General features: G+C 67.5%; 22 protein-coding genes. 7 read left to right on the forward strand and 15 right to left on the reverse strand.

Annotated features, from left to right (window positions below; translation table 11 throughout):
• Positions 1 to 37: 37 nt before the first annotated feature.
• From BMI01S_RS05240 to BMI01S_RS05250, 3 genes are read right to left on the reverse strand one after another with little or no spacing between them, the layout of a single operon-like run.
• Positions 38 to 1,075 (reverse strand): transporter substrate-binding domain-containing protein, encoded by a 1,038-nt coding sequence (locus tag BMI01S_RS05240; RefSeq protein ID WP_036019657.1) that lies wholly within the window; start codon positions 1,073 to 1,075, stop codon positions 38 to 40.
• Positions 1,076 to 1,088: 13 nt separating this feature from the next.
• On the reverse strand, positions 1,089 to 2,510 hold the full coding sequence (locus tag BMI01S_RS05245) for a DUF2252 domain-containing protein (RefSeq protein ID WP_028213013.1): 1,422 nt from the start codon (positions 2,508 to 2,510) through the stop codon (positions 1,089 to 1,091).
• A 21-nt stretch (positions 2,511 to 2,531) separates the two neighbouring features.
• A complete protein-coding gene (locus tag BMI01S_RS05250; RefSeq protein ID WP_051381321.1) occupies positions 2,532 to 3,401 on the reverse strand; it encodes a sensor histidine kinase in 870 nt (289 codons plus the stop codon).
• A 352-nt stretch (positions 3,402 to 3,753) separates the two neighbouring features.
• Here BMI01S_RS05250 and potE point away from each other — a divergent pair, with 352 nt between their 5' ends.
• The 6 genes from potE to BMI01S_RS05280 all read left to right on the forward strand — a co-directional run bounded on the left by potE (position 3,754) and on the right by BMI01S_RS05280 (position 10,282).
• The gene (gene potE, locus BMI01S_RS05255; RefSeq protein ID WP_028230284.1) at positions 3,754 to 6,003 is read left to right on the forward strand and encodes a putrescine-ornithine antiporter; all 2,250 of its coding nucleotides are present in this window, start codon (positions 3,754 to 3,756) and stop codon (positions 6,001 to 6,003) included.
• A gap of 35 nt (positions 6,004 to 6,038) precedes the next feature.
• The gene (locus tag BMI01S_RS05260; RefSeq protein ID WP_028230283.1) at positions 6,039 to 6,878 is read left to right on the forward strand and encodes a universal stress protein; all 840 of its coding nucleotides are present in this window, start codon (positions 6,039 to 6,041) and stop codon (positions 6,876 to 6,878) included.
• A gap of 118 nt (positions 6,879 to 6,996) precedes the next feature.
• Positions 6,997 to 7,395 carry a hypothetical protein gene (locus tag BMI01S_RS05265; RefSeq protein WP_028230282.1) on the forward strand — a complete coding sequence of 133 codons (399 nt, stop codon included), beginning with the start codon at positions 6,997 to 6,999 and terminating at the stop codon, positions 7,393 to 7,395.
• Positions 7,392 to 7,994, forward strand: a complete 603-nt coding sequence (locus BMI01S_RS05270) for a hypothetical protein (RefSeq protein ID WP_028230281.1) — start codon at positions 7,392 to 7,394, stop codon at positions 7,992 to 7,994. The genes BMI01S_RS05265 and BMI01S_RS05270 overlap by 4 nt, the downstream gene beginning before the upstream one ends.
• Positions 7,995 to 8,034: 40 nt before the next feature.
• Positions 8,035 to 9,630, forward strand: a complete 1,596-nt coding sequence (gene groL / locus BMI01S_RS05275; RefSeq protein ID WP_028230280.1) for a chaperonin GroEL — start codon at positions 8,035 to 8,037, stop codon at positions 9,628 to 9,630.
• A gap of 64 nt (positions 9,631 to 9,694) precedes the next feature.
• A complete protein-coding gene (locus BMI01S_RS05280) occupies positions 9,695 to 10,282 on the forward strand; it encodes a hypothetical protein (RefSeq protein WP_028230279.1) in 588 nt (195 codons plus the stop codon).
• Between the two features lie 22 nt (positions 10,283 to 10,304).
• On the opposite strand, the gene BMI01S_RS05285 is transcribed toward BMI01S_RS05280, so the two are convergent.
• The 3 genes from BMI01S_RS05285 to BMI01S_RS05295 form a co-directional block, all read right to left on the reverse strand.
• Complete coding sequence (locus BMI01S_RS05285) at positions 10,305 to 11,627, reverse strand: erythromycin esterase family protein (RefSeq protein WP_028230278.1); 1,323 nt, start codon at positions 11,625 to 11,627, stop codon at positions 10,305 to 10,307.
• Between the two features lie 79 nt (positions 11,628 to 11,706).
• Positions 11,707 to 12,420, reverse strand: a complete 714-nt coding sequence (locus BMI01S_RS05290; protein WP_036044351.1) for a phosphoribosyltransferase — start codon at positions 12,418 to 12,420, stop codon at positions 11,707 to 11,709.
• An 89-nt stretch (positions 12,421 to 12,509) separates the two neighbouring features.
• The gene (locus BMI01S_RS05295; RefSeq protein WP_028213005.1) at positions 12,510 to 13,163 is read right to left on the reverse strand and encodes a dienelactone hydrolase family protein; all 654 of its coding nucleotides are present in this window, start codon (positions 13,161 to 13,163) and stop codon (positions 12,510 to 12,512) included.
• A 433-nt stretch (positions 13,164 to 13,596) separates the two neighbouring features.
• Between BMI01S_RS05295 and phaZ the strand changes: the two genes are divergently transcribed.
• The gene (phaZ, locus tag BMI01S_RS05305) at positions 13,597 to 14,859 is read left to right on the forward strand and encodes a polyhydroxyalkanoate depolymerase (RefSeq protein WP_028213003.1); all 1,263 of its coding nucleotides are present in this window, start codon (positions 13,597 to 13,599) and stop codon (positions 14,857 to 14,859) included.
• Between the two features lie 82 nt (positions 14,860 to 14,941).
• Here phaZ and BMI01S_RS05310 read toward each other — a convergent pair whose 3' ends face one another.
• From BMI01S_RS05310 to BMI01S_RS05350, 9 genes are read right to left on the reverse strand one after another with little or no spacing between them, the layout of a single operon-like run.
• Complete coding sequence (locus BMI01S_RS05310; protein WP_244145295.1) at positions 14,942 to 17,281, reverse strand: FAD-dependent oxidoreductase; 2,340 nt, start codon at positions 17,279 to 17,281, stop codon at positions 14,942 to 14,944.
• A complete protein-coding gene (locus BMI01S_RS05315; RefSeq protein WP_028230276.1) occupies positions 17,278 to 17,802 on the reverse strand; it encodes a flavodoxin family protein in 525 nt (174 codons plus the stop codon). The genes BMI01S_RS05310 and BMI01S_RS05315 overlap by 4 nt, the downstream gene beginning before the upstream one ends.
• A 51-nt stretch (positions 17,803 to 17,853) precedes the next feature.
• The gene (locus tag BMI01S_RS05320) at positions 17,854 to 18,303 is read right to left on the reverse strand and encodes a CBS domain-containing protein (protein ID WP_028213001.1); all 450 of its coding nucleotides are present in this window, start codon (positions 18,301 to 18,303) and stop codon (positions 17,854 to 17,856) included.
• Positions 18,300 to 18,530 carry a hypothetical protein gene (locus BMI01S_RS05325; RefSeq protein ID WP_028213000.1) on the reverse strand — a complete coding sequence of 77 codons (231 nt, stop codon included), beginning with the start codon at positions 18,528 to 18,530 and terminating at the stop codon, positions 18,300 to 18,302. Before BMI01S_RS05325 ends, BMI01S_RS05320 begins: the two co-directional genes overlap by 4 nt.
• Before the next feature lie 16 nt (positions 18,531 to 18,546).
• The gene (locus BMI01S_RS05330) at positions 18,547 to 19,197 is read right to left on the reverse strand and encodes a BON domain-containing protein (protein ID WP_028212999.1); all 651 of its coding nucleotides are present in this window, start codon (positions 19,195 to 19,197) and stop codon (positions 18,547 to 18,549) included.
• Positions 19,198 to 19,247: 50 nt separating this feature from the next.
• Positions 19,248 to 19,946, reverse strand: a complete 699-nt coding sequence (locus BMI01S_RS05335) for an NAD(P)H-dependent oxidoreductase (RefSeq protein ID WP_244145294.1) — start codon at positions 19,944 to 19,946, stop codon at positions 19,248 to 19,250.
• Positions 19,943 to 20,809, reverse strand: a complete 867-nt coding sequence (locus tag BMI01S_RS05340) for a F0F1 ATP synthase subunit gamma (RefSeq protein ID WP_028230274.1) — start codon at positions 20,807 to 20,809, stop codon at positions 19,943 to 19,945. The genes BMI01S_RS05335 and BMI01S_RS05340 overlap by 4 nt, the downstream gene beginning before the upstream one ends.
• Entirely contained in the window at positions 20,806 to 22,323 is a 1,518-nt protein-coding gene (locus tag BMI01S_RS05345) for a F0F1 ATP synthase subunit alpha (protein ID WP_028230273.1), read from the reverse strand. The genes BMI01S_RS05340 and BMI01S_RS05345 overlap by 4 nt, the downstream gene beginning before the upstream one ends.
• Positions 22,310 to 23,059, reverse strand: a complete 750-nt coding sequence (locus BMI01S_RS05350; protein ID WP_028212995.1) for a F0F1 ATP synthase subunit B family protein — start codon at positions 23,057 to 23,059, stop codon at positions 22,310 to 22,312. The genes BMI01S_RS05345 and BMI01S_RS05350 overlap by 14 nt, the downstream gene beginning before the upstream one ends.
• Between the last annotated feature and the right edge of the window lie 3 nt (positions 23,060 to 23,062).

Consider the following 23,062-nt stretch of genomic DNA (forward strand, 5'->3'; position numbering starts at 1 on the left):
TGGTGGTTTGCGAACGTGTTGCGCGCCTGTGCCCCGGCTAGCGGGTGGGCGGTGCGTACATCAGGCCGCCCTGCGTCCAGAGCCGGTTGCGCCCACGCCCGATGTCGAATGGGCTATGCGAGCCCAGGTTGCGCTCGAATATCTCCCCATAGTTGCCCACGGCCGCAACGGCGCGCAGCATCCACCCCGGCGCGACGCCCAGCGAGCGATCGACCTCCGTATCCGGCATCAGCGCGGTGCGCACGGCGGCCTCGCGCTCGCGCTGCGAGAGGTTCTCGCGCGTGAGCCCGAGTTGCTCCGCGCTCACGAGCGCGACGAGCACCCAGCGCACGAGCGCGAGCCATGCTGCGTCGCCCTCCCGCACGGCGGGCCCGAGCGGCTCCTCGGCGATATCCCATGCCAGGATCGTCCAGCCCTGCGCCCCGCCCGGCGCGCTAGAACGCGCCACGGCCAGTTGCGACGCGTCGCTCGTCCACGCCCGGCAGCGTCCGGAGAAGAACGCGGCGCGGACATCGGCCGCGGACGCGAGCACCAACGGCTGCAGTTCGAGCTGATTCGCGGCCGCCCACCGCCGCAGGTGACCCGCGCTGGAGGTGCCCTCCTGCACGCAGACGCTGGCGCCCTTCAGATCGGTTGCGCTCGCAACAGGGTCCGAGGCGCGCACCATCAAGGCCTGCGCGTCGTAGTACAGGATGCCCGCGAACTGCAGTCCCAGCGCGCTCTCCCGCTCCAGGGTCCAGCTCGCGTGCGCGGACAGCATGTCGACGACGCCTTCGGCCAGCGCGGGGATGCGCTGGGTCGGACGTAGCGGCACGAAGGCGACATGATCGGGACTCCCGAGCACGGCGGCTGCCACCGCACGGCAAAAATCGGCGTCGAGGCCCGCCCATGCGCCGGCTGCGTTGCGCGCCGCGAATCCGGGGACGTTCTCGCCCACGCCGCAGCGCAAAACGCCGCGCGCCTTGATCTGGGCGACGGTCGCACCGTCCGCCGCGCGCGCCCCGGCGGCTGCGCCGAGCAGGAGCATGCCTGCGAAAGCGATTCTGGCAAACCAGTTGCGGTTGATGCGGTGCATCGTTTCCCCTCTTTCAATCCTCCGCCACCGCCTGAATCCGCCCTTCGCGGATCGCCCGGATGAACTCGCGATAATCCTGCCGGTTCTGCGAGCTGTATTCCGAAGCGAATTCGGTGATGGCGTCATCGAAGGTTCCGCCCGAGCCCATGTATCCGGCAATCATCGCAGCGTCGCCCGAACGCGCATGTGCGCGAGCGAGCGCATGCGCGCACATTCGGGCGTATTGGCGGAGCAGTCCCGCATCGAGCGCCTCGATCATGACGGCCATTTTCATGTCGCGAAGCTGCCTGACATAGAAGTCGCGCCCGCTGCTCCCGCGGCTCCAGCCCAGAAATACGTCGCTCGCGGCCTGCATGATGCGCTGGCCCGCGATCACACGCTGGCCGTGATTCGCGTGCAGGCTTTTGCCCGCGTACGGTTCGAGCACGGACGCTCTCGCCTCCTTGACCTGCAGGAACAACGGGTCGTCGTCGGAAGCCATGAAGAGACCGACACCGCACACCGTGCCGACGCTGCCCACGCCCACGACCTTGAGCGCGAGATCGACCAGATGGAAGCGGTCGAAGAGCACGCGCACATGCTCGGCGAGGCTCTCGCGATACGATGCGATCGCCTCGGCATAGCCGGACTCGAGCCCGGGTGCGAGATCGGCGTCGGGATGGAAGATGAGCGGCGGCTCGTCCTTGATGCGCGGCCGGGCGCCTTCCTCGCTAACGAGCTTCGGATACAGATGATCGGGCACCGTCTTGCGGCGCTCCACCTCGATGCGCTGCGCGATGCGCTTGCGGGCGTCCTCGACGATCTCCGGATCGCCCGACCTGTCCTGGTACTTCTGCAGATCGATCCGGTCGTACCAGACGTCGAGCGCGCGCATGTAAGCATAGTCGTGCATGCGCTCGCGGTATTCGCGCGCGAGATCGGTCGTGAGACGCACGGTATCGCTGTAGGGCAGTTCGAGATGCTGCGCCGCAATCACGACGCTCGCGGCGAGCCGCTTCAGATCCCACTCGAACGGGGCGGGCAGCGTCTCGTCGAGATCGTTGATGTCGAAGATGACGTTGCGCTCGGGCGTGGCGAACCCGCCGAAGTTCATCAGATGCGCGTCACCGCACGCCTGCACGCGCAATCCGCTCGTGGGTGTCGTCGCGAGATCGGCGGCCATCACCGCGGCCGCGCCTCGATAGAAAGCAAACGGCGAAGCCGCCATGCGCCCGAAGCGTATCGGGATCAGGCGCGGCAAACGGTCCGCGTTGGACGCCTCGAGCACTTCGACGACATCGCGGCGCGCATCCGGCAACTTCCATCCTGCCTGCGATGAACGAGGCACCGAGTCGCGGATGCGCCGTCCCTGGGTTGCCCGCTCGTCGGGCGTGCGATATGGGGCCGGCGCCGCATTCGCTGCGTGGGCGGCCTTGTGCGAAACAGCTTTGTCCATGATGTCCGCTCCTCTCCTGCCTCAACCCTGCCCGTTCGCGCCCGCGCTTTGCGCCGGAAGCTCGATATGGAATGTCATGCCGCGATCGGCGTTGCGCTCGGCCCACAGCTTGCCGCCGTGCGCCGTGACGATGGTCCGGCTGATCGAAAGACCGAGGCCCAGTCCATCGGGCTTCGAGGTCACGAACGGCTTGAACAGCGTGGCGAACTGCTCGGCGTCGACACCGGGCCCCTGGTCATGAATGGCGATGCACACCTTGCCCCGATCCGCCGTGGCCGTCACCTCGATACTCACGCTGCGCTGTGCTTCATCGCAGTCCTCGACGGCATCGAGGGCATTCGACAGAAGATTGACGAGGACCTGCTGCAGGTGCACGGCATCCCCACGCAGTTGCGGCAGTGAGTGCGCGACGCTTGCGCTCATCGTCGCGCCAACCGCCCGCGTTTCGCGGCGCAGCAGGCGCACGGCTTCCCGCACGAGTGCGCCCGCATCGATCGAGCTGCTTTCGGGCGGTTCCCGCAGCACCGATTGACGCATCTTTCGAATAATCGCGTGGGCGCGCACGCTATCGGCGACGACCTCGGCGAGCAGTTCCCGCAGGTCGCCGAGAGCCGGCGGCTCCTGGGCAAGAAAGCGCTGGGCCGCCTGGGCGTTGCTCAGAATCGCCGTGAGCGGCTGATCGACCTCGTGGGCGAGCGCGGCCGCCATCTCGCCGAGTTCCGAAGCCCGTTCCCGATGCGAACGCCGCGGCTCGTGCTCCGCCATGGCGGCGTCCGCCGCGCCCGCCGTATCCGGTTCAGCGGCGCGCGCGAGCCGCAGCGTTCCGGGCGCGGACGACGCCGGATGCCTTTCTCGCCCTTCGTTATCCTGACCGCCGAGGTGTAGCTTCATCGCCGTCTCTTCCTTTCGCGTCGGCTGCCCTTTCAACCCGACCCAGGTCCGCTCGCGCGGCCTCTCGCCGGTAGACATTAACGAAGGCAAACCCTCAACGATTGACCTGGATCACAATTCCCCGGAAAGCGATTTATATGCGCGTTTCATGAAACGGCACATCCTGATGATCTGTGCAGTCAGCCAGACGACCTTAACCGGTTGACCTATGTCAATCTACGCTTCGCGGGCGGACTTAGCCTTCACACAGGCTCCACGCGTCCAGTCCGTGACGAGGTTCGTAGCCGCGCATGCGACGGCGTCGCTTCGCGCCGCCAGCCGACGGCAGGCGAGGCACGCACAGGAGATCATCATGACCGACCAACCCAGGAAGATGAACGTCGTGCAACTGACGTTCATCGTCACCGTGAACATGATGGGATCGGGCATCATCATGCTGCCCGCCAACATGGCGCAAGTCGGGGCGATTTCGTTGCTGTCGTGGCTGGTTACGGCGATCGGGTCGCTTGCCATCGCCTATGGCTTCGCGGAAGCGGGGCTGCTCAACCAGCGTGCCGGCGGCATGGCCGCCTATGCGGAAGATGCCTATGGCAAGGACGGCTACTTCCAGGTCTTCTTCCTCTACTTCCTCTCCATCGCCATTGCCAATGTGGCCGTTGCAAGCTCGGCGCTCGGCTATCTCGCCGCCTTCTTCCCGGTGCTGACCGCTTCTCCCATTGCGACCTGCCTTGGGGTGATCGGCCTGCTCTGGCTTACTACGCTCGCAAACTTCGGCGGCCCGAAGATAACAGGCCGCATCGGCTCGGTCACGGTCTGGGGGGTGATCCTGCCCGTCGGCTTCATCTCGGTTGCCGGCTGGTTCTGGTTCCACGGCGACACCTTCGCGGCTGGCTGGAATCCGAAGGGGCTGCGCCTCGTCGAGGGCATGGGTTCGAGCATCTCGCTCACGCTTTGGGCGTTTCTCGGCATGGAATCGGCGGTGCAGAATTCGTCGGCCGTCGAGAACCCCAAGCGCGATGTTCCGTTGGCCTGCATGTTCGGCACCCTCGGCGCGGCGGTCATCTACATTCTCTCCACGGCCGTGATCCAGGGCATCGTGCCCAATGCGGATCTCGCCCGATCGACCGGGCCGTTCGGTCTCGCGTTCAGCAGAATGTTCAGCCCTGCCGTGGGTTCCATCGTCATGGCCCTTGCCGCCATGGCCTGCGTCGGCTCCCTGCTCGGCTGGCAGTTCACGCTCGCGCAAACGGCGAAAGACGCTTCCGATAGCCATCTGTTTCCCGCTGTGTTCGGCAAGGCCAACCGCTGGGGCGCGCCTATTGCGGGCATGGTCATCATGGGCATCGTCCAGTCGATGATGGCCTTGTCCACGATCTCGCCGAACTTGAGCGAGCAGTTCGCGGCGCTCGTCAATCTCGCCGTGGTCACCAATGTGATTCCGTACATCATTTCGCTCTCGGCGCTCTTTGTGATGATGCGCAACGCGGGCGCGCCGTTGGCGAAGTACCGGCTCAACGCGACGGTGACGGTGGTGGCGCTGGCGTACTCGGTCTACGCGATCTACGCTTCGGGCAAGGACGCGGTCATGGGCGGCATGCTGGTCATGGCGATCGGCTACGCCATTTACGGCTTCGCGGCCAATCGCACCGGATCGCAAGCCACCGCGCCCCGCGCGACCGCTGGTTCGGCCGCCGCGGCGATCGCCATCGCCGTGCTGGGGCTTTGGGCATTCATGCCGCGTCCTGCGCACGCACAGGAGCCAACGACGAGCGCGACGCTGCTGCGTGTCAAACAGACGGAGACCATCCGCATGGGCTATCTCGCCGACGCGCGCCCATATGCCTACAAGGACGCCGCCGGGCAAGTGACCGGCTACACGGTCGCGCTGTGCCAGAAGATCGCGGAACAGATCAGGAACGAAACGGGGCTCGCCACGCTCAAGACTCAATGGGTTCCGCTCGGGCACGGCGGCGAGGTGCCTGCACTGCGCGAAAAGCGCGTCGATCTGGTGTGCGGAGCGCCCGATACGCTCTCGAACAGGCAGGCCATGTCGTTTTCGATTGCTGTCTACCCTGGTGGCATCGGAGCACTGATGCGCACGGACGCGCCTGCCGGGCTACACGAGATCCTTTCGGGCCAGCACCCGTCTCATCCCGTGTGGCGCGCGTCGCCCGCGCAACTGCTGTCCCAGCAGACCGTTTCGGTGATCGCGGATTCGCCGGCGCAGCGCTGGCTCGCCGCCAAGCTCAACGAGTTCGCGATAACGGCGACGGTCGTACCCGTCACTTCGATGCAGGCGGGTTTGCAGAAGGTCATCGACCACCAGTCGAACGTCTTCTTTGCCGACCGTGCGCTCTTGCGGGCCGTGGCGCACGACAGTCCCGCAGCGGCCGACCTGGTCGTTCTCGACCGGCATTTCACGAGGGTTTCCGTGGCGATCGGGATGGCGCGAGGAGACGATGACCTGCGCCTGCTGGCAGACCGCACGCTCAGCCGCCTGTACGGGTCGCCGGAGTTCGCGGCCGTGTACGAAAAGTGGTTCGGAAAACTCGATACGGATTCGAGCACGTTCTTTCGCTGGGCGGCGCTGCCCGAATATTGATTCGGCATCGAATCAGTTGCGCATGGAGATCGTCGATGAGCTACAAGACCGTGCTGGTCCATCTCGACACGAGCACAGGCGCCCATACGCGGCTCTCGTTTGCGCTGAAGCTCGCCCGGAAATTCGGCGCCCATCTCGACGGCGTGTTCGCCCTGTGCGACCCCCATCCCGTGGGCTTTTACGCCATGACGGCCGCAACGGACCGCTATGCCGCACACCGCGAACTCCTGGCGCAAAAGCGCGCTGCCGCCGAACGACTGTTCCGCGCCGAACTGACGCGTGCGCAGGTGCCTGGCGCGTGGACGGCACCGGACGGCTATCCCGTCACAATGGTCATGCAGCGCAGCCGAACTGCGGACCTGGTGATTCTCGGCCAATCCGGACCAAAAGATCCGGAATCCTATGTAGCAGACAATTTTCTCGAAACAGTTCTGCTCGGTGCGGGCGGTCCTGTTCTCCTGATACCGGAAACCGGGCCTTTCGAGGCAGTCGGCGAGCGCGTGCTGGTCGGCTGGAACGAAAGCCGGGAGTCGGCTCGCGCCATTCACGACGCGATACCCTTTATCGCGCGGGCGGCGCGTGTCACTGTCGCCGCCGTCTCCACGCCGTTCAAGCCGGGCCCGACCGAGGCATCGTGCGCGGACGTTGCGGCCATGCTCGAACGACACGCTGCGACCCCAGTGGATGTGGTCCGTTTCGATCGCCCGTTGGCTGGGTCGACGGGCGACGCGCTCCTCAAATTCGCAGCCGACGGCGAATACGACCTGCTCGTCGCAGGCGCTTACGGCCACGCACGGCTTCAGGAGATTGTCCTGAGCGGGGTCACGCGCGCGCTGATTGCTTCGATGACGCTGCCGGTATTGATGTCTCATTGAGCGCCGGCGACGGATGAATTGATGCAGGTCAAGTGCTACGGCGCTCCCCGACGGTCGAATGACATCAAGTGCGAAAAGTCCGAAACCGTGGTGACTCGCGCCTACCGGAGCCCCGATCGTGCGAAACGTCCCCAACGTCCCGAAGGTCATCGCCGCCGCGAGCCGTGACCAGACCGCGACCTTCTTTTTTCGCTACCGCGGCGGCCGCCGCCGCAGGCGCTACGACGTGCTCATAGCGCTGAACGAATCGGGCAGCGTGTGCCATATCGAGGTCTGCCATGCTCTGCCGGCCGATGCTGATCCGCCGCCGCTTGCAACGGGACACCTGAGTGCCGCGCGACTGATGCGCGCCGTCGATCTGGTGGGACTCGTAGGGCAGATCGCCTCGCGCGACCACGCCAGGACGGAGCCGGGCCGACTCGTGTTCGACGGACACCTCCAGTTGCCATCGCGGCCCGTTGCCGCTCGCGCACGCCGCCCGAGCGGCTTCCCGAACAGGACGATGAGGTCATCATGAAACGTCGCTGGCGATGTGTCTTCCTTCTTGGCGCGGCGGTGCTCTCAATGGGTGCCTGGCCGCTACAGGCCGCATCCGGCGACGACGCCGCGACGAGCGCCGGGACGGCGCCCCCGTTCTCGGGCAAAACCATCAAGCATGCGAAAGCGGTCGTCATTGCGATCGACACCGGCCGCAACAGCATCACGCTGCTCGAAGACAATGGCGAGCCCTACGACGTGATGGTCGACCGCAGCATCGGCGATGTCGGCAACTTGCGGTTGGGCGACACCGTCTCCGCTACGTTCAGCCGCGCGCTCCTGCTGCGCGCCGACAAGTCCGGTTCGAGCGGCATTCGCGAACGCGTCGACAAAGGCTTCACGAGCGGACCGTCATTGCGCTCTTCGCTGTCGCTGTACCGGGTCGAGGCAGTGACGACGGTCGTCGCAGTCGATCGGGACAGGCGCCTGCTCACCTTGCGCGGCCCGACGCGCTCGGTGGTATTGCAGGCGTCGTCGGAAAGCCTGCTCGACGGGCTCCATCCTGGCGACAGCGTGCGGGTCGACTACGTCGAGGCGACCGCCGTGCAGATCCTGCGCGACGGCGAACCGTTGCACTGATCGAACGTTCTATCCGTACTCCTGATTAGCGAGATCCATCGTGACTGGAAAAACGCTCGTATTCCACCAGGCAGCGCGCCAGCGCCTTCTCGACGGCGTGAACGCCATCGCCGAAGCCGTCAAGGTCACGCTCGGCCCAAGCGGGCGCAACGTCATCGTCGAACGCAGCGGCGAGACGCCGCTCATCGCGAACTCGGGCGTCGTCGTAGCGGGTTCGGTCGCCGTGCCCGATGCGTTCGAGGAAATGGGCGTGCGCCTCCTGCGCGAAGTCGCCACGCGCACCAGCGAACTCGCGGGCGACGGCACGACGACCGCGACGACGCTCGCGCAGGCCATCATGGTCGAGGGCAACAAGTACGTTGCGGCAGGCTACGACCCGATGGCACTGCGACGCGCCATCGAGTCCGCCGGCCAGCAAGTCGTCGCGCGGCTGCGCGAACTGGCGCGCCCATGCAGCGGCACGGACGAGGTGCGCCACATCGCCACGATTTCGGCAAGCGGCGACGCGAGCATCGGCGCCGTCGTCGCACAAGCCGTCGAGCGCGTTGGCCGGGATGGCGCGATCAGCATCGAAGACGGCTCGAAGCTCGAGGACGAGCTGGAGACCGTGGAAGGTTCGTTGATCGAGCACGGCTTTGCCTCGCCGCTTTTCGTCGGCGACGACGCGCGCGAGGTCGTGCTCGAAGAGCCGCGCATTCTGTTGTGCGACGCGGCCATCAGCTCGATTACGCAAATGCTGCCCTTGCTCGAAGCGCTCAGCGCCACGGGCAAGCCGCTGCTCGTGGTGGCGAACGAGATCGAGGGCGAAGCGCTGGCGACGCTCGTGGTCAACCATCTGCGCGGCACGCTCAAGTCATGCGCCGTGCGCTCGCCCGAGTTCGGCGCGCGGCGCACCGAGACACTGAACGACCTCGCCGCGCTGACCGGCGCAACCGTCATTTCGGCGCAAACAGGCCGCACGCTCGAGCACGCCACGCTCGACGACCTGGGATCCGCGCGCCGTGTCGAGATCGCCCGCGACACCACGACGATCGTCGAGGCACGGGGCGATCGCGCCCGCCTCCAGGAGCGCATCGGCGCGCTTCGCGCGCGCATCGAACAGCTCGCCCCCGGCAATGAACGGGAGGCCCTTTCGCGCCGTCTCACGCGGCTCGCGGGCGGCGTGGCCGTCATTCGCGTCGGTGCAGCCACGGAAACGGCGCTGCACGAGCGCAAGAACCGCTTCGAGGACGCGCTCCATGCCACGCGCGCGGCCGTCGAAGAAGGCATCGTGCCGGGCGGCGGCGTCGCGCTGTTGCGCGCGCGGTCGGTTCTCGAGGCGTTCGGCTCCGACGAAACGCAGCGGGCCGGCGCGAAGATCGTCCACGACGCGCTGGCCGCGCCGCTCGGCCAGATTGCCGAAAACGCCGGCGCCGACGCCCAGGTGGTCGTGCACACCGTGAGCGCCGCGCAGGGCGTATGGGGCTATGACGCCGCGCGCGGCACGTTTGGCGACATGATGGCGGCGGGCATCGTGGATCCGCTGAAGGTCACGCGCACGGCATTGCAGAACGCGGTATCCATTGCTTCCCTGCTGCTCACGACCGATTGCATGATCGCCCGGCAAGCCGGTCCTGGCTTCGACCGGCCCGAATGACGCAGGCGACAAACAGGCGACAAACAGGCGACAAACGCAAGTCACCCTGAATCGAGGAATCGACATGAACGACGCATTCGAACGACGCGCCCTGCTGCTTCACCTGGGCCGCACGCTGCAATTGCTGGCCCGCATTCTCGAAACGCACGCGACGGCCGAGACCATCGGGGAACTGATCGAGTTGAATCCGATCCTCGAAAACGAGGTCCTGCTCAGGCACGTTTCGCCTTCCATGAGCGTCGAAGAATTCGTCATGCGCACGCAGCAGGCCTTCTGCGGCTGGCCGCAGGCGTTGCTCGACGAAACGCTCGACCACGACGCCTTCGCCGCATCGGTACGCAACCGTTTGTTCGCGCTCAATGCCCGCGGCTGGCACGCCTATGCCGCGGGCCTGCGCTCCGAGGTCGCCTGGTTCGGCCTCGAATCGCCGCGGGCCAACCGGCCGCGCGCGCGCCGTCGCAGTGATGATCGCGTCGCCGCGCGTTCGCCCGCGCGCGCGAACGTGGCTGGCGCAGGCGCCGCCGCTGCGTCGCCTCGGGACATCGAGCGCGACCAGGACGACCCGGAGCGGACCTCGGAGAATATCGAAGGCCTCTCGCCGCCGCGCGGCGCCACGCGCTTGAACGAACAGTCGCTGCCTGATTTCGAGTAGGCGCGTACGGCGCGAGGTCCGCTCATACGAATGGCGTTTCGGGGCGCCCCTCTCGCCTGTGCCAGCCCGCCGCGGGTTCGAGCGGCTCGACCGCGCTGGTTTCGTCGAGATGAAAAAGCGCGTCGAACTGCGAGGCGAGTTCGGCTTCGAAATAGTGGCTCTGCCGCTCGGTCCGCGGCAGATACAGCACGCCGATCGCGCGCTCGAGCAGCGGCTCGTCGAGCGTGCGCGAGCTCTCGTCCTGCATCGGCAGGAAGAAGCGATCGAAACCCGTGGTGTGGAACAGATGCTCCCAGCTTCCGTGCAGCGCGGGGCGTACCCATTTCTGCTCGACTTCGCCATCCCACTGCGAAGCCGCCGACACATGCCCGGTATAGGTCGTGAACCCGACCAGCAATGCCCGATGCTGCGCGTTTTCGCGCACGATCTGGCCGAGATTCCACTCGCCGCGACGCCGCGACTCCGTTGCGCGCGCATCGCCGAGATGCGAGTTGTGCGCCCAGACGACCACTTTGCCGCTGCCGCCGCGGCGAACGCGGTAGTCCGCCAGCGCAAAGAGCGTGTTGGCCATATGGGCGTCGCGCAGATTCCACGTGTTCAGCCGGCTGCTGAACATGCCGCGGTAGTAGGCTTCGGCGTTCACCACCACCTGGGCGTTCTGCTGGGCGAAGAACTGCGCATCGAGCGCGTCGGTGCCGTCGCGCGCAAGATAATCGAATTCGTCGGCGCGCAGTTGCAGAAGCTGGCGCACCGCGCCGGCGTGCGCGGCGGGCCGGGCGCCGAGCGCCGCGGCATACCCATAGGCCTGCGGCTCGCGCACATGGTCCAGCGCCGCGTAGCGCTCGCGCGCCATGGCGGCTTCGCCCGGGTCCACGTCCTCGAGATAGTGGATCACCGCGTCGGCAGACCGGTAGAGGCTGTAGAGATCGAGACCATAAACGCCGACGCGCTGCCGCTGCGGCCGGGTCGCATTGATTTCGCGCAGCGCGGCAATGAAATCGCGCACCTCCCGATTGCGCCACATCCACTGGGGGAAGCGCTCGAAGTCATCGAGCGCGGAGGTGGCGTCGTCGGCCCCCTCGCCCTGCACGAAACGGTTGATGCGCCACGCGTCGGGCCAGTCGCCTTCGATGGCGACCGTGTCGAACCCGTGTTCGGTGACGAGGCGCAGCGTGATTTCCGCGCGCATCCGGTAGAACTCGGCGGTGCCGTGGGTCGCCTCGCCGAGCAGAACCAGATCGCGGCCGCGCACCATTTCCAGAAGTGCATCGTAGTCCGTACTATTGCCGTTCAGACGCCGGGCAAGCGAGCGCACGGCAAGGAACGGAGTTTTCGATGGCTGCATGATGAAATCTCTCCATGCGGGTAGCGCATGATGCGCGTTCGCGAGGAAACCCGGCGGGACGCGCAAGCCCGTTAGCGGATCAATGCGCGCCGTCTTCCGGGGAAGCGGGCTGCCTGGCCGCGCCGTCGCCGCTCGTGGCCTTCTGTTGCCACTCATGCGCGGCATTGAGACAGGTTCGCACCTCTTCGTCGCTCGTCTGCGTGAAGTCGGCGTAGAACTGCCCGATACCCATGAACCAGTCCGGCTGCATCACGCAGACGAAGTCGTCCGCGGCCGTGTGAAAGCGCGCTTCGACCCCGGCTGGGCACACGGGCACCGCGACGACGATCTGCTTCGGGTGCCGTGTGCGAAGCGCGTCGAGCGCGGCATGCATCGTCGATCCCGTCGCGAGGCCGTCATCCACGACGATGACGGTTTTGCCCTCCACATCAGCCGGCGGCTGCTGGCCTCGGTAGGCCAGCTCGCGACGACGAAGCTCGACGCGTTCGCGCGCAATGGCCTCCACCACCTGCTCTTCCCTCACATGGAGTGCGCGCAGCACCGAATCGTTGAGGTAGATCGCCTCGCCGGTCGCTATGGCCCCCATCGCGAGCTCCGGGTTGTGCGGCGCACCGAGCTTGCGCACGAGCAGCACGTCAAGCGGACAGCGCAAGGCCCGCGCCACTTCATAGCCGACCGGCACGCCGCCGCGCGGCAGCGCCAGCACTACGACGTCGGTGCGCCCAGCGTAACGATGCAGCGCTGTCGCGAGCTGCATGCCGGCATCCGCGCGATTGCGAAATAGGTCACTCATGATCGATGTCCTGTATGCGATGCCTCGCCAGATCTGACGATGCGGGAAATGCGCGAATGGGCCCTGCCCGCGCGGGCGGCGCGATGCCTTCAGGATATCGCGCGGGTCAGCCAGCGCCCGAACCAGCCGGCGGCAAGGCGCGTCACTTCGTCGAGCGTGCCGGGTTCCTCGAAGAGATGGGTCGCGCCGGCCACGATGGCCATGCTGTGCTCGCAGGTCAGTTGCCCGGCGGCCTTCTGGTTCAGGCGGATGACCTCGGTGTCGAGTTCGCCGACAATCAGCAGTGTCGGCGCACGGACCGAGGCAAGCGCGGTGCCGGCGAGATCCGGCCGCCCGCCCCTCGACACGATGGCGCTCACGGTGTTGATCTGAGCCGCCGCGACGAGCGCGGCCGCGGCGCCCGTACTGGCGCCGAAGAGCCCGACGGGCTGCGTCGCGACTTCGGCCCATTGCCGCAGCCATCCAAGGGTGGAGCCCAACCGGCGCGCCAGCAGCGCGATATTGAAGCGGTACGTGGCGTCAACGTCGTCGTGCCGTTGCTCGTCCTGCGTCAGCAGATCGAACAGCAGCGTCGCGAATCCCTCGCGCTGCAAACCGGCTGCAACCTGGCGGTTTCGCGGGCTGAAGCGGCTGCTGCCGCTGCCGTGCACGAACACCACGACGCCGCGCGCCGTACCGGGAATTTCCAGAATCCCGCCGAGCTTCACGTAATCCACGGGAATCTGCACCTGCAGGGTCTGCATCTGTCTCTCCTGGGAATGCAACGGCGCGCCAGCGATACGCATGCTCCATGCCATCCCACGCCGTCGCGCCCGACGGCAACAGCGCTTATATCGATCATCGTGCCTGCCCCGCTCAGCCCGTTGACCTCGATCAAGCATCGGCCCGGATCGATTGGGCGATGCACGTTGCGGCTCGGGCGATCGCAATTGATATGCATCAAGCGCACGGCTGCCAATGGAACCACCATGGAAACGAAGCGCATGCACTCGGCCCATGCCTGACGACCGACGCCCGACGTGACTTGCGCGCGCAGCGCGTCTACGATGAATGGCGCTGCGCTGCCTTTTCCCCTCCAGCCACGGCTCCATCAGCCGATCACGCGGATGCCGGCACGATTCTCGCGAGCGTTGCGCGGTAATTGCCGCTTGATGGCGTGGATCATCGAGGTCAACGATGTGGTATGCCCTTGTGGAACAACAGCGTCAATGGCTGCGCGCCTGGCGCGCTGCATCCCAGTACGCACCCGTATTCGGCGCGTGGCCCGCTCCGGCGCTCGCGCAGGCCGCTTCGTCCTGCTATGCGGATGTGTTCGAGCCCCTTCTCGGCCTCGTGTCGGAACCGCCCCCGTTTGCAATCCGCACCGTTGCGCTCGATGAGGGCCGTTGCGACGTTGACGAACGTCTCGTCGCGCATGCACCGTTCTGCGACCTGCGGCGCTTCGCACGCGCGCACGCGAAGCGCGCCGTGCTGGTGTGCACGCCGCTGGCCGGCCATGCGGCCGTCATGATGCGGGAGACGGTGGAGGCGCTGCTCGCCGACGGCGACGTCTATATCACCGACTGGATCAACGCGCGCGACGTGCCGCTCGCCGCGGGCCGCTTCGGACTCGCCGAATACGTGGCGATGCTCGACGCCTTTATCGAAAGCCTTGTGCAGGACGACCGGCCGCTGCACGTCGTCGCCGTCTGCCAGTCCACGTTTCCGGCACTGGGGGCGCTGGCGCTGCGCGCGCAGCGTGGCTGCGCGCCGCCCGCGAGCGTCACGCTGATCGGCGGTCCGATCGACGCACGCATCAATCCGAGCACGCTCGGCCTCGCGGCCGCATCGCATTCGCTCGACTGGTGCCAGCGCCATCTGATCGACGTGGTGCCCTCCGGATTCGCCGGACAGGGCCGGCCCGTGTTCCCGACTTATCTGCAGCGGGCGGAGATCGCGCTCGTCTATCCGCATCGCTATGTGGCCCTGGCCGACCGCTATGCGCAGGCGATCTCGCGCGGCGATACCGGTGCCGTCGACGAGGCGCGGCGCGCGCTGGCCGAGTACACGGCCCTGCTGGACATGCCGGCGGAATATTTTCTCGATACCGTGGACATCGTCTTCCAGCGCGCCAGGTTGGCAAACCGTACATGGCGCGTGAACGGCACGCTCGTCGAGCCCAAGGCGCTGCGGGACATCGAGCTGCTGACCGTCGAAGGCACGCGCGACGCCGTCACCGGCGCCGGACAGACGCACGCGGCGCTGGACATGTGCAGCGGCATCGCCTCGGCGGCGCGCAAGGGCCTCGATATCGAGGAGTGCGATCACTATGGGCTCTTCACCGGCGAACGCTGGCGCGACGATGTGCATCCCGCGCTTCAGGCGGCCTTTGCGCGAGCCGATTCGGCGTGGCTGCGTCACCGCTCGGTGCCGCGCAAGACCCGCTTCGTATCGGGTTGAGCCGCGGGTTGAGCCGCGGGTTGAACTGCGGGTTGAGCCGCGTGCGGGCGCTGTGCGCCGGTTCCGGCGCGCTGATGCTGCGCTATTTGCAGACCTCGTCCTCGCGGTCCGCCGCCGTCTCGCTGCTGGGCAGCTTCTCTTCGTCCGGTCCGAGCACCGCCAGCGCCGCCGCGCGGCCAAGCGCGTGTAGCGCCGCGATCGCCTGCGCCGAGAAATCGAAGTCGCGCGCAAACGTCGCGCTGCTCGTGCAGGCGCCATTGAGCGCGATGCGGTGAATCTGCACGGGCGCCTGGTTGCCCATCAGCCGGATGTACTCGGGCGACTGCCGCACCCGCTCGGCAGCGGCGGCGTCGAGCTGGCCCGTGATGCGCTCGACGAGATCGCGGAAGTCGTTGGCGTTTTCCTCGAAGCGCAGATCGTTGCGCACCCGGTCCGCATAGACGATCTCGTCGCGGCGCAGCATCACCTCGAACAGATTCGACGGCAACGGCCGGGCGCCCGAAAACAGGTCGACGACGAACACGCGCCCGGCGACCTGGCCGCAGCGCTCGATCACGAGATCCAGCGGGGAGTTGCTGACGATGCCGCCGTCCCAGTAAGCGCGGCCCTCCACGATCGTCCACGGCATGGCGGGCGGCAGGCTGCCGCTCGCGAGCAGGTGCTCGGGCGTCAGCCGGTCGACGTAGCTGTCGAAGATGCGCCGCTTGCCGCTTGCGACGTCCACGGCGCCGAGCAGCAGGCGCGTCGGGCTCGCGGCGAGCGCATCGAAGTCGACGTGGCGGCGCAAGAGCCCGAGCATGGGCTGCGTGTCGTAGTAGCTCGTCCACCATGGCGCGAAGCTGCCGGTTCCCGGTGCGCCCATCCACCAGCGCGGGCGCATGAAACCGGGCACGCCGAAGAGCGCGAGATGCCAGGCCAGTTCGCTTTGATGCAGTTGCGTGCAAGACTGCGGCGCGGCGAGGCCTTCGATCGACAGCTCGCGCCAGAAGGCATCGAGCGCTTCGACCGCGTGGCCGGGGTGGCTTGCGGCGATTGCGCCGTTGAACGCGCCAATCGACACGGCCGAGACGATGTCGGGCCGCACGCCATGCGCCTCCAGCTCGGCGATCGCCCCGCACTCGAACGCCCCGAGCGCACCGCCGCCTTGCAGGATGAGCACGGTCTGCGAAGGCAGCGCACCGAGGCGCGAGCCCGCCTGCGCCAGCGCCGCACCACTGCTCGCGAGATTGCGCCGGTGCCGGATCATCTCTTCGGCCGCGACGGCTTCGTCGGCCGGCGCTTCGATCGAGAACATCGCCCGCAGCACGTTGTGCTTCATGAAGAGCAGCGAGTACGGCCGCTGCGGAAACTCGCCGCGCTCGACGACCTCCTGGGCATCGGACGGATCGCCGAGAAAGTTGTAGGGCACGTCGAAGACGTCCCCATAGAAGATCGAGACATCGCGGTACGGCATGCGTGCGCCGAGCATGTTGCGCGCGGCGAGGCGTCCCTGTCGCACCGCATTGTCCCAGTGCTCGACGCGGTGGCGCGCGCCCAGCAGCGAGTCAGGGAAATTCGCGACGTCGCCGGCTGCATGGATGTCCGGGTCGGAGGTTTGCAGACACTCGTCGACGAGCACGCCATCGGCCAGCTCCACGCCGCTGCCCGCAAGCCATGCGCAGTTCGGTTCCACGCCGGTCGCCACGACAGCGAGATCGCAGGCGAGCGCACGGCCATCGCTCAGCACCGCGCCCGCGAGCGCATGGTGTCCCGTGAAACGCTCGATCGTGAGGCCGGTCAGCACCTCGACGCCATGCTGCACGCAGAGCTTCATGAAGTGCGCCGAAAGCAAGGCCGAATGCAACTGTGGCAGCAACTGGTCACTGCGTTCGACGAGCGTCACGGCGAGCCCCAGCTCGCGCAACACCGCCGCTACCTCCACGCCGACAAAACCCGCGCCGATCACGAGCGCGCGGCGCCGGCTCGCCGTCTCGGTTCGCAAGGCGACGGCCTCGCCGATATCGTGCAGACGGTGCACGCCCGTCAGCGTGGCGCCTGGGATATCGAGCCTGTGCGGCGACGCACCTGTCGCGATCAGCAGCTTGCCGTAGCCCACCTCGCTGCCGTCTTCGAGCTGCACGACATGCGCGCAGCAATCGAGCGCCGCAGCCTTCGCGTGCAACAGCAGCGCGATGTCGTGCTTCTCGTAGAAGTCCGCCGGGTGGATCGTAACCCGCGCCGCGCCGACCTTGCCCTTGAGGAAGCCCTTCGTGAGCGGCGGCCGCCGGTACGGCAGGACGGGCTCGCCGCAGAGGATCGCGATGCTCGCGCCGGGCGCTTCGTGGCGCAGCGTGCGCGCCGCGCACACGCTCGCAATGCCGCCGCCCACCAGCACATAGTCGAAGCGCCGCTCGCGCATGCCCGGCTCCGCCCCCGCGTTCATCGGGACGCCGTTGCGTGCTCGCGCGCGGCGAGTGCATCCTTGATCGCCAGCACGAAGCGGGCAACCTTCTCGACCGCCGCATCGGTGCGCATGTCGCGCGTGGAGATCGCACACGTTGCAATCGGCGCGCGCCGCGCGAGCTGCTCCATCTGCGCGAACGCGTCTTCGCTTCCGCGTCCGCCCATCGTGCAAAAGAACGCCACGGTGCGCATCTCGTGCCAGTGCAGCGAGAGCCACGTCGACACCGGCGTCGACGCGCGCGCCGCCCACACGGGCGTGCCGATCAGGACGACGTCGTAATCGGCGAGCGCATGCGTCATCGGCTGCAAATGCGCGGGGCGCTTGCGGCCCACGTCGAGAATCGAAAGCAGGAAGCCCAGCGGCCCCGCGCGCCGCCGGATTTCGACCTCGCGCAGCCGTTCGTAATCCCCTTCGAGTTCGGCGGCAAGGCGCCCGGCAAACTCCGCCGTCGTCTCGCTGCGCGAATAGCAGACCACGAGAATTCGTGATGGCGCTTTCAAGGCAATCTCCCCCAAGGTTTCGCCGCCGCGCGAACGATGCCGCGCGCCGTGCTAGGTGCGGCGCTTCTCTTCGATATGTGGCTGGCGAGCGGAAACGAGACGCAGCTCCTCGAGCAGATTCGCGGCCGCATGCAGCAGATCGTCGAGCGAGACGATGCCGATCAGTCCGCCGTCGTCGCCGACCACGGGCAGCCGGCGCACGCCGTGCAGGCGCATGCGCTTGGCGAGCAGCCAGACATCGTCGGCGCCATTGGCGACGAGCGCCGGCGTCGACATCACATCGCCGGCGTACAGCTTGCCGGCCGCCGCGTCCGGGCTCACCACGGCCAGCACGATGTCGCGATCGGTCAGCACGCCGAGCGGCACGCGCACGCCTTCGTCGTCTCGCACCACCACGAGGTCTCCGGCATGCAGCGCACGCATTCTCGCCGCCGCTTCGACGATGGAGGTTTGCGGGTCGCAGGTGGCGACTTCACGTGTGCAAAGCGTAGCGGCGTTCATTTGATCACCCTCCATTCGGCGAGTAGTTGTTCGCACGCGCCCGCCTGCTGTGCATCTTCGCAAACGAGCGCGAACGGGACGCCCGCCTGCGCGGCGGGCAACGGAAGGAAGTCGGGCGTCAGCGAGCCGGCGTAGCGGTGGAGGAGCAGAACCGCTGCGCAGACGATGGCCGACGCCGTCACGATGCCGAACGCCACGCGTTCGAAGCGGCGAAAGAAGCGATACATGGCAATGCTCCCGGTGTCATTCGACGCGCAGAAGATTGACGATCGTGTGCACGCCCGGCGTCGATTTCGCCGCGCCGTAGACGAGCTGACGCTCGGCGTACGAGGCGACGTTGCCGGACAGGGTGACCGTGTCGCCGTCGATCTTGATCTCGATGTGTTTCGCTTCGCGCTCGCCGTGGCGGCCAATGGCGGCGCGAATGCCGCGTGCAATGTCTTCGGCCGAGGTGGCGCCGCGAATGCGGATCCGGTTGTTCACGCCCGTCACGCCGAGCAAATGCGAAATCGCTTGCTGTGCGGCATGGCTTTGATAACCCCAGTCGCACTCGCCGAGCAACGTGACGCAACCTTTCTCGACTTCTACCTGGACGTCCTGATTATTGACGCCCACCGTCCATTCGAGGATCGCGCGCACCGTGTTCGCGATGTCCTCGTCACGGCGCGCTTCGTGCTGCGGAACGCGCACCTCCATCTCCACGGCGATGCCGCGCACGCCCGCCACCCGGGCGGTCGCGCGTTGCGCGGCGAGCTTCGCCGCGTAGCTCGCCGGATGGCCCGACAGCGTCACCACGCCGTTGGACACCTCGACGCCGATGCTCGCCGGCAGGATCGACCGGTCGCATGCAAGCTCGGCCTCTACGTCGCGCTTCAATTCCAGATCGGATTTCATTGCCGTCCACTCCTCATGTCGTTCCGGCGCAGCTTCGTTTCACCGGGGATTCACACCGTCGGTACCGAAGCGAAATGTCCGCGAACAAATTGACGCACCTGCGCGAGGTTGGCGGAGGCGGTATCCACAGGCATTGCCGGGCCGACTTCGTCGAAATGCAGATGCCCGATCACATCGAAGCCCGATGCGCGGAACACGTGCGTATCCTGCAGTAGCTGCATGGCCTGCCACCGGCCGTCTGCCACGAACGAGGCCAACGGGGCGGCCGAAATGGTCACCACCACGGCGCGGCGCCCGGACAGCAAGCCGTGCACGCCGTCCGGCTGGGTCTCGTAGGCGAAGCCGCGGCTGAACACGCGGTCGATGTAGCCCTTCATCATCGCGGGCATCGCCATCCACCAGAGCGGGTAGATGACCGTGACGACATCGGCCGCGAGCACGTCTTTCTGCGCGATCACAACGTCGGCCATGCGCACGTGCACGTCGCTTCCCTCGGTCAATTCCTCGGCGGACAGCACGGGATCGAACCCCATGCGGTAGAGATCGTGAAGACGGACGTCATGACCGATGCGGACCAGCTCGCCCAGGTAGGCGCGCGTCACGCTCATGGTGAAGCTGTCTTCCACCGGATGCGCGACCACGATGAGGTGTTTCTGCATGGCGGTGGCTCCTTTCAAAAACCGCTGCACAGGGCCATCGTGCGCGCGTTCCCCGCCATCCGATTGACACACGTCAATCAGGACGATCAATCCCTCGTACGCTGCGCGTACTCGCGTCCCGTGGTCAGCTCGACGATTTCCGAGGTGATCTCGTCCTGGCGCATCGCGCGATACTGTTGAGAAAGCGTGTCGAGCCGCTGTCGCACGTTGGTGCGCGCGGCAAGCATGGCGCGCACGCGGGCCTCGTTTTCGGCGGCGAACGCAAGCATGAGCGCCTCGCATAGCTCGAACGACACATAGAGCCCGACGAGCCCGCTCAGCAGACGCGCGGGCGCGACGTTGACGAGCGGTGGCAAGGCGCGCGGCGTCACCTCGAAGCGCGCGAAATCGAACGGAATGAGCGTGCGCTGCACGATGCGCAGCCGCGACTCGCCCGGCAGCGCGTGCGTGAGCGTGACGCGTGTCGCGCGCTCGCCGTCTGCGAGCCTCGCGTAGAGCGCATCGGAAACACGCGCCGCGAGATGCGGGACGGCGGCAGGGTGCGCCGCCATCGGTACGGACCATGCCTCGCCCATGCCGCGCTCGGCGCATGCGCTCGCGAGCCGGGTGCCGACCAGCAGCCAGTGGCGCGGGCAGGCGAGCGGGCGGCGCAGCGCCTCGTCGGCAATCCGGTCGTTGAGGCCCCCGACGAAGCCCTGCTCCGCACCGATGACGATGCAAACCTCGGCGCCTTCGTCCGCATGCGTCGCGCTTGTCGATGCGCTCGAAGGATCGAACGCCAGGACATCGCCAATCGCGGCCCCGGCCGCCGCCGCGCAAGCACGGATGCCGGCAAGCCGGGCGTGCGCGTCGCGCGCGCGCGCCGCCGCGATTGCGCGCATGGCCCCGACCACGGCTTCGAGTTGATGGGTCGCGCCGATCCGCGCTTCGATCTCGCCGAGCTTGCCGCTCATTGCGCCCCCTCTGAGGCGGTTCCGCCGCGCCCGATGCATTCGCGCACCCGCTCGCGCAACGCGGCAATGCTCGCCAATGATTCGCGATCCGAACGATTACCGCTCGCGTGTGCGCCGACTTGTGCGATCCGCTCGCGAATCTGCGCAACGGCATGCGCGGGCAACGCATCGAATTCGCCGTCGGCGAGCGCGCCAAGCAACGCGATTTGTTGTGCGACGCCAAGCAGGCTGAAGCGCGGCTGCGCGAGCAAGGCGCGAATACGCTCGCCACGTGCGATCTGCGCGCTCACGCGCGCATCGGTGAGGCCGCCGAAGCGCGCGAATATCTCCAGCTCCAGGAACTGCGCGTATTCGATCCTCAGCCGCCCCGCCACCTGGCGCAGCGCCTGGGCCTGCGCCTTGCCGCCCACGCGGCTCACGCTCAAGCCCACGTTGACGGCGGGCCGCTGGTTCGCTGCGAACAGCGCGGCATCCATCACGAGCTGGCCGTCCGTGATCGAGATCAGGTTGGTCGGAATATAGGCCGCGAGATTGCCCGCCTCGGTCTGCGCAATCGGCAGTGCGGTGAGCGAGCCGCCGCCCAGTTCCGCGCTCAGCCGCGCCGCGCGCTCCAGGAGCCGCGCGTGCAGATAGAAGATGTCGCCGGGGTACGCCTCGCGCCCGGGCGGCTCGCCGGTGAGCAGCGCCAGCTCGCGATGCGTGGCCGCGTGCTTCGAAAGGTCGTCGATCACGACGAGGGCGTGCTGGCCGCGGTCGCGGAAATACTCGGCGACCGAGAAGCCCGCGAACGGTGCGACCCATTGCATGCCGGGCGTAGCCGACGACGGCGCCACCACGAACACGCAGCGCTGCGGCGCGCCGCGCGCCCGCACGGCGTCGATCACGCGCTGCGCCGCCGTGGCGCGCTGGCCCACCGAGACGTATACGCAGATCACATCGCTCGCGCGCTGGTTGACGATGGCGTCGACGGCGAGCGAGGTCTTGCCCGTCGCCCGGTCGCCGATGATGAGCTCGCGCTGGCCGCGCCCGATCGCGAATAGCGCGTCGACGACCAGCACGCCGGTTTCGAGCGGCTCGCTCACGGCGGCCCGCTCGACGATGGCGGGCGCTGAGCGCTCCACCGGCAGCCACGCCTCGGCGGCGGGCGGCTCGCCGCCGTCGAGCGGCCGGCCGAGCGGATCGATCACACGCCCGAGCAGCCCCTCGCCAACGGGCACCTGAAGCACGGCGCCGGTGCGCTCCACGCGCTCGCCGGCTTCCACGGCCGCCGCGCCGTCCAGCAGCACGACGTGCGCGAAATCGGCGTCGAGCGTGCGCACGTAGCCGGTCGCGCCGCTCGCGAAGCGCACCGTTTCGTCGAGCGCGACATCGGCGAGACCCGAGATGCGGGCAACGCCGTCGGCGATGCGTTCCACGCTGCCGCTGGTCTGGGCCTCGGGCGCAAACTGCACGCGCGCGAGCGCGTCTTGCGCTCGCGAAAGCCAGTTCTGCGCCCCGGACTCAGCCGCGCACACCGCCGCGCTCCAGCAGCGTCTCGCGGATGACGTCGAGATCGTGACGCAGATGGTTGCGCACCGCCGCGTGCGCGCCCGTGAGTTCGAGCCCGGCGATCAGCGTGGGGTCGGCCTGCACCCGCAGCGTGACGTCGCGCCCGAGCGCCGCGCTGAACGCCGCCTCGCAGGCTTGCCGTTCGGCATCGCTCAGCTCGCGCGGCGCGGCCAGTGCGAGCGGCGAACCCTGCGCGCCGAATTCGTCGCGCGTCTCAGGCGGCAGCTTCGCCAACGCCTGCGCCGTGCCGCTGATGAAGCTCTGCACACGCACCTCGGGCGGCATCCGGTCGAGAAGGCGTCCTGCAATTTCGACCGCCAGTCTCACCGCATCGTCTTCGATGTCGCGCGAGCGCGCGGCGCGCTCGCGTTCGATCTCGCTTTCGGCTTGCACACGCAATTGCGCGGCTTCGGCCCGCGCCTGCATGAGCAGTGTCGCCTTATGTGCTTCGGCGCCTGCTTCGGCCGCCCGCAGCGCCGCGTCATGCGAGGCCGCGAGGCGCGCGGTTTCTTCGCGCGCGGCGTCGTGCTCGGCCTGCGCCGCGCGGCGGCTCGCTTCGGCGTCGGCAAGCAGCGCCTGCGCGGCTTTCTGGCGCGCCGCGACGATCTCCGCCACGGGCCGGAAGAGAAAGCGCGCGAGCAGCCACACCAGCACGAGGGCATTGACCGTCTGCAGCGCGAGCGTCGACCAGTCGATATGCATGGC

It is taken from the genome of Paraburkholderia mimosarum LMG 23256 = NBRC 106338, assembly GCF_000739815.1.
In the GTDB taxonomy this organism is placed as follows: Bacteria; Pseudomonadota; Gammaproteobacteria; order Burkholderiales; family Burkholderiaceae; genus Paraburkholderia; species Paraburkholderia mimosarum.